This is a genomic window from Naumannella cuiyingiana (assembly GCF_013408305.1).
GTDB classification, from domain to species: domain Bacteria; phylum Actinomycetota; class Actinomycetes; order Propionibacteriales; family Propionibacteriaceae; genus Naumannella; species Naumannella cuiyingiana.
The window spans coordinates 2,708,119-2,720,573 of record NZ_JACBZS010000001.1; the positions used below are offsets into that span (position 1 = coordinate 2,708,119).

The 12,455-nt window shown below is 71.7% G+C and carries 13 protein-coding genes; 10 read left to right on the top strand and 3 right to left on the bottom strand.

Annotated elements, in window-relative coordinates:
* From dapE to GGQ54_RS12650, 4 genes are read left to right on the top strand one after another with little or no spacing between them, the layout of a single operon-like run.
* Window positions 1–1,098: a succinyl-diaminopimelate desuccinylase gene (dapE, locus tag GGQ54_RS12635; protein WP_179445709.1), complete on the top strand. Its 1,098-nt coding sequence runs from the start codon at window positions 1–3 to the stop codon at window positions 1,096–1,098.
* Window positions 1,095–1,871 (top strand): LOG family protein, encoded by a 777-nt coding sequence (locus GGQ54_RS12640; RefSeq protein ID WP_179445710.1) that lies wholly within the window; start codon window positions 1,095–1,097, stop codon window positions 1,869–1,871. Before dapE ends, GGQ54_RS12640 begins: the two co-directional genes overlap by 4 nt.
* A 22-nt stretch (window positions 1,872–1,893) precedes the next feature.
* Window positions 1,894–2,226, top strand: a complete 333-nt coding sequence (locus GGQ54_RS12645; protein ID WP_179445711.1) for a DivIVA domain-containing protein — start codon at window positions 1,894–1,896, stop codon at window positions 2,224–2,226.
* A 43-nt stretch (window positions 2,227–2,269) separates the two neighbouring features.
* Complete coding sequence (locus tag GGQ54_RS12650) at window positions 2,270–2,437, top strand: DUF3117 domain-containing protein (RefSeq protein ID WP_094359238.1); 168 nt, start codon at window positions 2,270–2,272, stop codon at window positions 2,435–2,437.
* A 260-nt stretch (window positions 2,438–2,697) separates the two neighbouring features.
* On the opposite strand, the gene glgA is transcribed toward GGQ54_RS12650, so the two are convergent.
* Window positions 2,698–3,897, bottom strand: a complete 1,200-nt coding sequence (gene glgA / locus GGQ54_RS12655) for a glycogen synthase (protein WP_179445712.1) — start codon at window positions 3,895–3,897, stop codon at window positions 2,698–2,700.
* A gap of 151 nt (window positions 3,898–4,048) precedes the next feature.
* On the opposite strand from glgA, the gene glgC reads away from it, so the two are divergent.
* A complete protein-coding gene (gene glgC / locus GGQ54_RS12660) occupies window positions 4,049–5,272 on the top strand; it encodes a glucose-1-phosphate adenylyltransferase (RefSeq protein ID WP_179445713.1) in 1,224 nt (407 codons plus the stop codon).
* On the opposite strand, the gene GGQ54_RS12665 is transcribed toward glgC, so the two are convergent.
* The gene (locus tag GGQ54_RS12665; protein ID WP_179445714.1) at window positions 5,273–5,983 is read right to left on the bottom strand and encodes an O-methyltransferase; all 711 of its coding nucleotides are present in this window, start codon (window positions 5,981–5,983) and stop codon (window positions 5,273–5,275) included.
* Window positions 5,984–6,107: 124 nt separating this feature from the next.
* Between GGQ54_RS12665 and dapA the strand changes: the two genes are divergently transcribed.
* The 5 genes from dapA to GGQ54_RS12690 all read left to right on the top strand — a co-directional run bounded on the left by dapA (window position 6,108) and on the right by GGQ54_RS12690 (window position 11,276).
* Window positions 6,108–6,989, top strand: coding sequence for a 4-hydroxy-tetrahydrodipicolinate synthase (dapA, locus tag GGQ54_RS12670; protein ID WP_179445715.1), 882 nt, complete (start codon window positions 6,108–6,110; stop codon window positions 6,987–6,989).
* Between the two features lie 224 nt (window positions 6,990–7,213).
* The gene (gene sigE / locus GGQ54_RS12675; protein WP_179445716.1) at window positions 7,214–7,858 is read left to right on the top strand and encodes an RNA polymerase sigma factor SigE; all 645 of its coding nucleotides are present in this window, start codon (window positions 7,214–7,216) and stop codon (window positions 7,856–7,858) included.
* Complete coding sequence (locus GGQ54_RS12680; protein ID WP_179445717.1) at window positions 7,855–9,345, top strand: zf-HC2 domain-containing protein; 1,491 nt, start codon at window positions 7,855–7,857, stop codon at window positions 9,343–9,345. Before sigE ends, GGQ54_RS12680 begins: the two co-directional genes overlap by 4 nt.
* On the top strand, window positions 9,342–10,601 hold the full coding sequence (locus GGQ54_RS12685) for a trypsin-like peptidase domain-containing protein (RefSeq protein ID WP_179445718.1): 1,260 nt from the start codon (window positions 9,342–9,344) through the stop codon (window positions 10,599–10,601). The genes GGQ54_RS12680 and GGQ54_RS12685 overlap by 4 nt, the downstream gene beginning before the upstream one ends.
* Window positions 10,602–10,637: 36 nt before the next feature.
* Window positions 10,638–11,276 (top strand): sec-independent translocase, encoded by a 639-nt coding sequence (locus GGQ54_RS12690; protein WP_179445719.1) that lies wholly within the window; start codon window positions 10,638–10,640, stop codon window positions 11,274–11,276.
* 3 nt (window positions 11,277–11,279) lie between these two features.
* On the opposite strand, the gene GGQ54_RS12695 is transcribed toward GGQ54_RS12690, so the two are convergent.
* Window positions 11,280–12,452 carry an Mrp/NBP35 family ATP-binding protein gene (locus GGQ54_RS12695; protein WP_179445720.1) on the bottom strand — a complete coding sequence of 391 codons (1,173 nt, stop codon included), beginning with the start codon at window positions 12,450–12,452 and terminating at the stop codon, window positions 11,280–11,282.
* Window positions 12,453–12,455 lie beyond the last annotated feature (3 nt).

Consider the following 12,455-nt stretch of genomic DNA (forward strand, 5'->3'; position numbering starts at 1 on the left):
GTGCCTGCGGCCGATGAGACCCGACTCGACCTCGACGGCGATGTCGTCGCCCTGTTGCGCCAGCTGATCGACATCGAATCGGTCAGCGGCGACGAGGGGCCGATCGCCGATGCCGTGGAGGGCGCGCTGCGCGCCCTGCCCGGACTGGAGGTGATCCGCGACGGCGACTGTGTGGTCGCGGTCTCGCCGGGACCGACCGACCGGCGGGTGATCATCGCCGGACATCTGGACACCGTGCCGGTGGCGGGCAATCTGCCGAGCCGGTCGGTCGGCACGGGCGCCGAGGAACAGATCTTCGGGCGCGGCTCGGCCGACATGAAGGGCGGCGTCGCCGTCCAGCTCTCCGTCGCCGCGGCGCTCGCCCACGCGGGACGGCAGGCCCGGCCGGTGACCTGGATCTTCTACGACAACGAGGAGGTCGAGGCCGCCCGCAACGGCCTCGGCCGGTTGGCCCGCAACCGGCCCGACCTGCTCGCCGGCGAGTTCGCCGTGCTCTGCGAACCGTCCAACGCGCGCGTCGAGGGCGGCTGCCAGGGGACGCTGCGGGTCGACATCCGGCTCGCCGGACGAGCCGCGCACTCGGCCCGGCCCTGGGTGGGAAGCAACGCCATCCACGCCGCCGCGCCGGTCCTGGACCGCCTCGCCCGCTATCGCGCCCGGGAGCCCGAGGTGGACGGGCTCACCTACCGGGAAGGCCTGAGCGCCGTCGGCATCCGCGGCGGCATCGCGGGCAATGTGATCCCCGACGAGTGCGTCGTCACGGTGAACTACCGCTTTGCCCCGGACCGTGACCTGGCCGCCGCCGAGGCGCATGTCCGCGAGGTCTTCGACGGCTTCGACGTCACCCGCACCGACGGCTCGCCGGGCGCGCGGCCCGGCCTGGACCGCCCGGTGGCGGCGGAGTTCCTGGCCGCCGTGGGCGGCGAGCCCGGGCCGAAGTTCGGCTGGACCGACGTCTCGCGGTTCTCCGCGCTCGGCGTACCGGCCGTGAACTACGGTCCGGGCGATCCGCTGCTGGCCCACACCGACGACGAGCACACCCCGGCCGCCCAGGTGCGCGCATGCCGTGAGGCGCTGCTGCGCTGGCTGGCAGGATGAACCCCGTGACGGACGACGACCGCAGCCCCGAGCCGGGCCAGCAGGCCGGACCGGTGACCCGCAGCGGACGGTCCCGGCTGGAGACGACCACCGACCAGCGGCTGCTCGAATCCCGCGGACCCGCCGACTGGGTACACACCGATCCGTGGCGGGTGTTGCGCATCCAGGCCGAGTTCGTCGAGGGCTTCGGTGCGCTCGCCGAGCTCGGGCTGGCCGTCAGCGTCTTCGGATCCGCGCGTACGCCGCCCGATCACCCGATGTATGCCGCAGCGCGCCAGATCGGCCGCCGGCTGGTCGAGGCCGGCTTCGCCGTGATCACGGGCGGGGGCCCGGGCATCATGGAGGCGGCCAACCGCGGTGCGGCCGATGCCGACGGCGTGTCGGTCGGGCTGGGCATCGAGCTGCCCTTCGAGAGCAAGCTGAACGACTGGGTCAGCCTCGGGATCAACTTCCGCTACTTCTTCGCCCGCAAGACCATGTTCGTCAAGTACTCCCAGGGCTTCGTGGTGATGCCAGGCGGATTCGGCACCTTCGACGAGCTGTTCGAGGCGCTGACCCTGGCGCAGACCCGCAAGGTGACCAATTTTCCGGTGGTGTTGTTCGGTACGCAGTACTGGTCGGGGCTGCTCGCCTGGCTCCGCGAACAGGTGCTCGGCGGTGGCTACATCGCCCCGATCGATCTCGACCGGCTGGTGGTCACCGATGACATCGAGCGGGTCATCGCGACGATGAACACCGACTGGGACGAGGGCCCCGCGGAGCGCCCCGAATGACCGTCTCGGGGAGGAGCAGCCGATGGTCTGGCTGATCGTGATCGTCGCCGTCGCCGTGCTCGGCGCCGGGGCAATGGTGGCCGGCGGAGCCTTCGGCGGGATGCCGGACGAGCCGGAGCGCGACGACTTCCGCCCGGCCCTGCCGCCCACCCGGATCACGGGTGATGATCTGCGCGATGTCCGGTTCCAGGTGCAGTTGCGTGGCTATGACATGACGCGCGTCGACGAGCTGCTCGAGCGGCTCGGGCGCGAGCTCGACCAGCGCGACGACGAGCTGACCGAACTTCGCCGGCTCGCCCAAGACGGCGGCGCTTCCGAACGCTCGGCGCCCGCCGAGGCGCGCGATACGGAATAATGATCCCCGTCAGATCCGACGCAGACGAGATGAGGTTGCACAGATGGCAGCGATGAAGCCGCGCACGGGGGACGGCCCGATGGAGGTCACCAAAGAGGGCAGGGGCATCGTGATGCGGGTACCGCTCGAGGGTGGCGGTCGTCTGGTCGTCGAGATGAACGCCCAGGAGGCAGAGGAGCTGGCGGCCGCGCTGAAAGGCGTCGTGGGCTGATCATCCCGCGCTCCCAGAAACACGTCAGGGCAAGGGCCCGGCCATCCGGCCGGGCCCTTGTCTGTCTGCCGGGATGTCTGTCTGCCGGGATGTCTGTCTGCCGGGATGTCTGTCTGCCGGGATGTCTGTCTGCCGGGATGTCTGTCTGCCGGGATGTCTGTCTGCCGGGATGTCTGTCTGCCGGGATGTCTGTCTGCCGGGATGTCTGTCTGCCGGGATGTCTGTCTGCCGGGATGTCTGTCTGCCGGGATGCGATCGGGTCAGCGGGGCCCGGCCGCCGGGCGCAGCGGGTCGGCGATCGCCGCGGCATAGACCTCGACGGTCTCCGCCGCGATCTTGGGCCAACTGAACTCGGTGATCGCCCGTTCCCGGCCGGCCCGGCCCATCGCCGCTGCCCGCCCCGGTTCCCGGGTCAGCGAATTGATCTTGTCGGCCAGGTCGGCCTCGAACGCCGCGACGAAGGTGGGGTCGTCGGCGCGGGCCGGGTCGTAGGGGACCAGCAGGCCCGTCTCGCCGTCGACGACCACCTCCGGAATGCCGCCGACCGCGCTGGCCACCACGGCCGTCTCACATGCCATCGCCTCCAGGTTCACGATGCCGAGCGGCTCATAGACGCTCGGGCAGGCGAACACCGTGGCATGGGACAACACCTGGCGTACCGACTCGCGCGGCAGCATCTCCTGCACCCAGACGACATTGCCGCGGCGGCGCTCCAGCTCGGCGACCGCCGAGGAGATCTGTTCGGCGATCTCGGGGGTGTCGGGCGCGCCGGCCAACAGCACGAGCTGGGTGTCGGGATCGAACCGCTCCGCCGCCCGGACGAGGTGGATCACGCCCTTCTGCCGCGTGATCCGGCCGACGAAGACCACGGTCGGCCGATCCAGCGCCATCCCGATCGAGTCGGGCGCGGCGGTCCCCGGGTCCGGCCGGAACTCCTCGGTGTCGATGCCGTTGCGGACCACGTGCACCCGCGCCGGGTCGAGCTCGGGGTAGGAGTCGAGCACATCGCGGCGCATCCCGTCGCTGACGGCGATCACCGCCGACGCCGCGCCATAGGCGGTACGCTCGGCCCAGCTGCTCAGCCGGTACCCGCCACCGAGCTGCTCGGCCTTCCACGGCCGGTGCGGCTCCAGCGAGTGCGCCGTCACCACGTGCGGGATGTCCTGGTAGAGACCGGTCAGATGGCCGGCAAGGTTGGCGTACCAGGTGTGGGAATGCACCAGGTCGACCGGCGGGGTCGCCGCCACCATCGCCAGATCCGCGCCGAAGACCCGCAGCGCTGCATTCGCGCCGGGCGGATAGGACTCAGGGTGCGCCGTGGCGCCCTCGCGCGGCTCGCCCATCGCCTGCACGTCGACGTCGACGAGCGCGCGCAGCGGTGGCACCAGTTGCCCGACGTGCACCCCGGCGCCGCCGTAGATGTGCGGCGGGTACTCCCGGGTCAGCAGGGCGACACGCATCCGGTCAGTCGAAGGCCCGGCAGTGGGTCGATCGGGCGTGGGTCGATCGGTCATGGGTCGATCGTTGCATCATCGCGCCGCTCGCGACAGGCTGGTCCCGCCAGCAGGGGGTGGTTGTCGTGACGATCCGACGTCCAATAGTTTCGTTGCCATGACAGCTCGACCGAGGGTCTTGTCGATCGTTCTCGCCGGTGGCGAGGGCAAGAGGTTGATGCCGTTGACCGTGGACCGGGCCAAGCCCGCGGTCCCCTTCGGCGGTACGTACCGGTTGATCGACTTCGTGCTGTCCAATCTCGTCAACTCCGACATGCGCAAGGTGTGCGTGCTGACCCAGTACAAGTCGCATTCGCTGGACCGGCACATCTCGCTGACCTGGCGGCTGTCGACGATCCTGGGCAACTACATCACCCCGGTGCCGGCCCAGCAGCGGCTCGGCCCGCGCTGGTACCAGGGCAGCGCCGATGCGATCTTCCAGTCGATGAACCTGATCCGCGACGAGGATCCCGACTACGTGGTCGTCTTCGGCGCCGACAACATCTACCGGATGGACGTCTCGCAGATGCTCGAGCGCCACATCGAGTCCGGGCTGGACTGCACGGTCGCCGGGATCCGGGTGCCGCGCTCGGAGGCGAGCGCCTTCGGCATCATCGATGCCGCGCGCGACGGCAAGATCAACTCCTTCCTGGAGAAGCCGGCCGATCCGCCCGGGCTGCCGGACAGTCCGGAGGAGTCCTATGCCTCGATGGGCAACTACATCTTCACCGCCTCCGCGCTGGTGAAGGCGCTCACCGACGATGCGGCCGCCGACACCCGGCACGACATGGGCGGCAACATCATCCCGGGCTTCGTCGAGGCCGGACAGGCGCAGGTCTATGACTTCCGCGACAACCAGGTCCCCGACGCCACCACCCGGGACCGGGACTACTGGCGCGATGTCGGGACGATCGACGCCTTCCACGACGCCCACATGGATCTGGTCTCCGTCGAGCCCAACTTCAACCTCTACAACGATGCCTGGCCGATCTGGACCTACCAGGTGCAGCGCCCCGGCGCGAAGTTCGTGCTCCGCGGCACGGCCGAGGACTCGATCGTCAGCGCCGGCTGCATCATCTCCGGTGGCGATGTCGACCGCTCGGTGCTCTCGCCGAATGTCCGCGTGGACAAGTGGGCGAAGGTCGAGCGATCCGTGCTGATGGAGAATGTCGAGATCGGCCGCAATGTGGTGCTACGCAACGCGATCCTGGACAAGAACGCGGTCGTGGACCGCGGCGTCGAGATCGGTGTTGATCATGACGCCGATCGGGCCCGGGGGCTGACCGTCTCGCCCGGCGGGATCACCGTCGTGCCCAAGGGCGCGCACATCACCCGCGACTGATCACCGATCGGCCGGTACGCCGGGTCGGCGCACGCCCAGCAGCAGGCCGTCGCCGACCGGGACCAGCGAGGCGAGCAGCTCGTCGCCGTCCCGGATCGCCTCCAGGGCCTCCCTGATCAGGATCGTCTCGTCCTCGGAGTTGCGGGGGTCGGCGACCCGGTCGTGCCACAGCGCGTTGTCGATGACCAACAGGCCACCCGGCCGCAGCAGGCGTACCGCCTGGGCGACGTACTCGGCGTACTCCAGCTTGTCCGCATCGACCAGCACGAGGTCGTAGGCGCCGTCGCTGAGCTTGGGCAACACGGTCAGCGCCTCGCCCTGGATCAGCCGGAAGCGCCGATCCGGTACGCCCACCGAGCCGAACGCCTCGCGCGCCCGGGCCTGGTGCTCGCCCTCGATGTCGACGCTGGTCAGGATGCCGTCGGGGGCCATCCCCGCGAACAGGGCCAGCCCGGACACGCCCGTTCCGGAGCCGATCTCCACGACCGCCCGCGCGCCGATGGCACGGGCCAGCACGGTGAGCAGCGCGGCGGCGCCCCGGCTGACCGGGGCGATGCCGAAATCGGCGGCGGCGGCGCGCGCCGCCAGCGCGGCTGCGCTCTCCGGAGCGAAGTCCTCGGCGTACACCCAGGAGGCGGGTTTCGGCGCCCGGCCCGCATCCGTGGGTGCCTGCTGGGCCGCCGCGGCCGCGGGATCGTCGGGAGCGCTCATGGGCGGCAGCGTAGCGAATCGCGACCGCGAAACCGCCTAGGATGGCCAAGATGCGCGAGGCGCCGCCCGGATCGAGCCCGGTGCCCGCCCGCGCCGCGACGCCCCTGCGAGAGGACGAACGATCATGGCGGACCCGATCTTCGGGCGGCTGTTGACGGCGATGGTGACCCCCTTCGACGCCGCCGGCAAAGTTGATCATGAGGCGGCCGGTCGGGTGGCCCGCTGGCTGATCGACGAGCAGAGCAACGACGCGCTCGTGATCAACGGCACCACCGGCGAGTCGCCGACCACCAGTGGTCAGGAGAAGGTCGAGCTGATCCGAACCGTCCGCGAGGCGGTCGGCCCCGACATCCCGCTGGTCGCCGGCGTCGGCACCTTCGACACCCCGCACACGATCGAGCTCGCAAGGCAGGCCGAGGAGGCGGGGGCGGACGGCCTGCTGGTCGTCACGCCCTATTACTCCAAGCCCCCGCAGGACGGGATCGCCGCGCATTTCCGGGCGGTCGCCGATGCGACGCAACTGCCGATCCTGCTCTACGACATCCCGCACCGAAGCGGCGTACCGATCGCGGAGGCGACGCTGCTCGAACTCGCCGAGCACCCCCGGATCGTCGGGGTCAAGGACGCCAAGGGTGATCTCGCCTCGTCCGGGCGGGTGATGGCGCGCACGGACCTCGCCTACTACTCCGGCGAGGACAACCTGACGCTCGCCCTGCTCGCGCTCGGCGCGGTCGGACTGATCGGCACCTCGACCCACTTCACCGGCGCCGGCGCGGCGCGGATGATCAACGCCCAGGTCGAGGGGCGGCACGGCGAGGCGCTGACCCTGCACCGCGCCCTCGAGCCGCTGTTCACCGGCGTGTTCGCCACCCAGGGCTGTCTCCTGGTCAAGGCTGGGCTGGAGCGAAAGGGCCTGATCGGGCCGGGCGTCCGGTTGCCGCTGGTGCCCGCCACGCCCGCGCAGGTCGACGCGTTCCACGCGCTGCTGGACGACGCCGGGATGTGACCCGCGCCACCGCCGCGGCCGGGGGACTGTGAGCGTCGCCAGCGCATCCTGTGAGTCCGGTGTGGAACCCGCCGCGGCCCGCAGCGCGGCTTGGTGCCGCCGCACGCTGCCGTCAAGACTGGCTGCGTCGCCGCACCAGGATCGGCCCGCCCACAGCGGTCGCCGACTTGGGTGCAGAACCTCCGGGAGGGACAATGGCTCAGTCGGTCGAAGGGAGAGGGTCGATGGCACTGCCGTGGACGCGGGGCGGTACGCGCGCCGAGACGCGCCCGACGCCCGATGCTGCCGCCGAATGGTCCCCGCCGACCTGGGACGAGGTGGTACGCGAACACTCCGGCCGCGTCTATCGACTGGCCTACCGGCTCACCGGCAACCCGCACGATGCCGAGGACCTGACCCAGGACGTGTTCATCCGGGTGTTCCGCTCGCTGCACAAGTTCCAGCCGGGCACCTTCGAGGGCTGGTTGCACCGGATCACCACCAATCTGTTCCTCGACGGCGCCCGCCGCCGGCAGAAGATCCGCTTCGACGGGCTGAGCGAGGGCTCCTCCGAGCGCTTGCAGAGCCGCGACCCGAGCCCCGACGTCCGGCTCGACGACGCCGATCTGGCCCACGACGTCGAGGCCGCGCTGGCGGCGCTGGCGCCCGAGTTCCGTGCCGCGGTGGTGCTGTGCGACATCGAGGGGCTGTCCTATGAGGAGGTCGCCTCGGTGCTCGATGTGAAGCTCGGCACGGTCCGGTCGCGGATCCACCGGGGTCGGGCCCAGTTGCGTTCCGCTCTCGCCCACCGTGAACCGTCGGGCGATCGCAGCCGCTATCTCGGCGCGCCCGTGGAGGTCGGTGCCGACGGGGGTCCGTCGGGCAGATGATCTCGTTTCGCGCCGGGTGCCAGACCTATGCCGACAAGCTGTCGGCATATGTCGATGCTGCGCTCCCGACCGCGGTCCACGAGGAGATTGCCACCCACGTCGCGGGCTGCCCGGACTGCCGGGCCGAGGTCGCCTCGCTGCGACACGTGCGTTCGCTGCTGCGCTCCGGCGCCGACGCCGAGCCGGCCGGCCAGCCCGTCCGCGGCCCGCAGGCGCTGCCGGACCGGTTGCGCTCGATCGCCGGCGAATCGGCCGACCAGCCGCTGTGGGCCCGGCCGTTCGATCCGCACGATCGCCCGGGAGCCGGCTTCGCCGCGCTGCCGAGCAATCGCCGCGACGCCCGCCGCCGGCGGCTGATCACCACCGGCTCGCTGCTCACCCTGCTGGTCGGGGTCGCGCTCGTCGGCTGGGTCGCCGCCCCGCCCAGCCGGCAGGTCGTCGTCGAGCCCACCGCCCAGGCGCGGGCGGGCTTCGCCTCCGCGCTCAACCAGATGCCGCTGAGCAATGCCGCGGTCGGCGCGGTCGCGGCCAGCCCCGGCGTACCGCTGGCCGCCGGTCCGGCCGGTGCCGGACCCGTGCCGCAGCAGGCCTTCGAGAGCCCGGTGGCCACCGGCAGTGACTGCCAGCGCTCCCTGCACCGGGCCCAGCGCGCCGACGCCGAGGTCTCGGTGAGCGGGGTGCAGACCGTGCAGCATCTCGGCCCCAGCGGCTGGGTGCAGAGCACCGTCAGCGTCGAGAACCTGCCGGGCTTCGGGACCAGTCTCAGTGTGCTCGACGGCGCCGACATCGCCGACACCGATTTCGTCCCGGTCGGCCGGCCGTCGATCCTTGATCTGTCCTCGCTCGGCCGGTTCGAGCTGAGCTGTCGCGAGCTCGGCGGCAGCGTCGCCGGCCGGCCGGCCGCGACCGTCGACGCGCGGATGCCGGGTGAATCGGACCCGCGGGTGCGCTGGTGGATCGACGCCGAGACCGGTTACCTGCTGTGGACCGAGCGGTACGCCGAGGGCCGGCTCGTCTCCAGCGCCGGCTTCACCAGCCTGACCTTCGGCGCGGCGGTCGACGGGCTGCTCTCGGCCGACCCGCCGGGCGGTGCCGAGGAGCGGCCGGCCGGACCGAGCCGGGCGCCGCAGATGGGCGGCCTGCAACTGTTGAGCGTGCGGGGCACCGACGACGGCGGCTGTATCGAGAGCGTCTACGGCGACGGGCTGACCACGCTGACCGTCTCGCGCCAGCCCGGCACCCTGGTGCCCGGGGACGGGATGACCTTCGATGCGGCCACCGGCGCGTGGCGCGCGGTCGACGGCGCCGTGACGGTGCTCGCCTGGCAGTCCGGCGGCGACGTCTGGACGGTGGTCACCGACGGCTCCGCCCAGCTTGTCGAGAGCGTCAGCGGATCCCTTCCGCACGCGGCTCCCACCCAGCCAGGACCGTTCGATCGGATCCTGGCCGGGCTGGACTGGATCGCCAGCCGGGCCGGAATTCGGTGAGCCAGCCGCCCCCGGGGCCGCCCGGCCCGTACCAGCAACCCGCGTGGCGCCCGCCGGCGCCCACCGGTCCCGGCCCGCGCCCGGATCTGTCGGCGGGCCACCGCCCGGATACCACGCCGGGCGCCGCGACGCGCTGGGCGCCACCGACCGCGGCGCCCCGGGCGGCGTCGGCGCGCACCGGCCGCGCGGTGCTGGCCACCGCGATCGTCACCGCACTCGTGGTGGGCAGTGCCGCCGGAGCCGGCGGCGCCTGGTGGGGTGCCCGGACGGCGGCCGACCAACAGACCGTGCAGCCGGCGCTGCAGCCCGCACCGCAAGAACCGGTCCCGCCGCCCGCGGAGCCGGGCAGCGTGACCGACATCGCGGGCCGCATCCTGCCCAGCACCGTCGTCATCGAGCTCGGATCCGGGGGCACCGGCTCGGGCTTCGTGATCGACGAGCAGGGCCTGATCATGACCAACAACCACGTGATCGCGGGCGCGCGCGGCGGCAACATCGAGGTCGTCTTCGACGACGGGAGCAGGGCGCAGGCCAGCGTGGTCGGCGGCAGCCCGAGCTACGACATCGCGGTGATCCGTGTCGACGAGCGGCCCGAGGGCGGCCTCAAGGCGGTCAACCTGGGCGACCCGCGCAGCGTCCGGGTCGGGGACGGGGTGATCGCGGTCGGGGCCCCGCTCGGTCTCGGTGGCTCGGTGACCTCGGGCATCGTCTCGGCCGTCGACCGACCGGTCGCCGTGGGCGGCGGCGAGGGCGGCAACGGCAGCGGCGAGGGCCAGGCGTACCTGGATGCGATCCAGACCGATGCGGCGATCAACCCGGGCAACTCCGGCGGGCCGCTGGTCGACACGGCGGGCCGGGTGATCGGGGTGAACTCGGCGATCCTCAGCCTGGGCGGGGGCGGCGAACGCCAGGGCGGCAGCATCGGCGTCGGCTTCGCGATCCCGATCAACCAGGCCAGCGCGATCGCCGACGAACTGATCCGGACCGGCCGGTCGAGCTATCCGGTGATCGGCGCGCAGGTGCAGACCGCGGACGACGGTTCCGGGGTCGTGCTGAGCACCGTCACGGCCGGGGGACCGGCCGCCGACGCGGGGCTGAGCAGCGGCGATGTGGTGACCACGGTCGACGGCCGCCCCGTCACCGAGATGGTCGAACTGATCGTGCGGGTACGCAGCAAACGGCCCGGGGAGCAGATCGTGCTCGGCGTCAAGGGCCGCGGCGACGTCTCGGTCACCCTCGGCGCGGTCCGGGAGTGAGCCGCCCGGCCGGGGGATTGGCATAGGCTTGCGCGCATGAGTGTCGGGCCGTTCGAGATCGCCGTGCTGGCGATCCTCGCGGTCGTGTTGTTCGGGCCGGAGAAGCTGCCGGAATTCGCCCGCAAGGCCGCGCGGGTCCTGCGCTATGTGCGAGGCATCGCCAACGATGCGACCGGTCAACTGCGCCGCGAGCTCGGCCCGGAGTACGCCGACCTGGACCTGCGCGATCTGAATCCCAAGGCGTTCGTCCGCAAGCATCTGCTCGAAGACGTCGAACCGATCATTGCCGACGTCAAGCGTGACGTGAACGAGGCCGGGCGGATGACCCGCACGGAGTCCGACGGGGTACGCAGCGCCCTCGGCGCCGCGAAGCGGAACGGCTCGGCCGAACCGAAGCAGACCGAACCGAAGCAGACCGAACCGGAACTGGCCGAACCGAAGCAGGGCGAACCGGAACAGCGAGACGAGCAGGCGAAGAAACAGACCATCGGCGAGGCGCTGTTCTCCCCGGCACCGGGCTCGGCGACGGCGGCCGCATCGGTGACCGCCGCCGGCACCAGCGTGCTCGCCGACACCGGCACGGTCACCGTGGTCGAGGCTGGTGCCGGTGAATCGGTCGCCGCGGACGAGGCCGGAACCCTGGCCGCCTCGCCGTGGGACACCGAGGCGACCTGATCCTCAGCGACCCACCGGGCTGAGGCCGAGCTGACGACCGGCAAGATTGCGGCCGCGCGAATCGATCCGCGTCGCCAGGTCCGCCAGCGCGGCCGAGGACGGATGCCCGGGCTCGCCGACGACGGGCGAGCCGGCATCGCCGCCCTCGCGCAGCGCCTGATCGAGCGGCACCCGGGCGATCACCTCGATCGGGTAGCCGAGGCGGCGGCTGAGCGTACCCGCGACCTCGTCGCCGCCGCCGGAGCCGAACAGCTCGTGCCGGTGCGCCTCACCGCAGTGCGGACAGGTGGTCTCCAGGTACGCCATGTTCTCGACCACCCCGATCACCCGCTGGTTCATCATCGACGCCATGGTGCCCGCGCGCTCGGCGACCTCGGCGGCGGCCTGCTGCGGGGTGGTGACGACCAACACCTCGGCATTGGGCAGCTTCTGGCCGACGGAGATCTGCACATCGCCGGTGCCGGGCGGCAGGTCGAGCAGCAGATAGTCCAGGTCGCCCCAGTAGACGTCGGCGAGCATCTGCTGCAGCGCGCGGTCCAGGATCGGGCCGCGCCAGGCGACGACCTGGTCGCGGCGCGGCTTCAGCATGCCGATGGAGATCACCTTCAGGCCGAGCGCCGGGACCGGCATGATCATGTCGTCGACGCTGGTCGGGCGGGAGTCGCCGACGCCGAGCATCGTCGGGATCGAGTGCCCGTAGATGTCGGCGTCGAGCACGCCCACGGTACGCCCGGCGGCAGCGAGCGACAGCGCCAGGTTGACGGTCACCGAGGACTTGCCGACCCCGCCCTTGCCCGAGGCGATCGCGATCACCCGGGTCAGCGAATCGGGCCTGGCGAACGGGATCTCCCGGTCGTTGCCGGGGCCACGCAACTGCTCTTTCAGCGCGGCGCGCTGCTCGTCGTCCATCACACCGAAGTCGACCGACACCGCACCGGTACCGGCGACGCCGGCCACGGCCGCGGTCACGTCGCGGGTCAGGGTGTCGCGCATCGGGCAGCCGGCGACGGTCAGCAAGATGCCGACCCGGACCGAGGAGTCCGCGGCGATGTCGACGGACTTCAGCATCCCGATCTCGGTGATCGGGCGGCGGATCTCGGGGTCCTGGACGCCGCTCAGCGCCTTCTCGATGGCGGGCAGCAGCGGATGGTCGGGACTGGTGGACTGCACGGACATGCG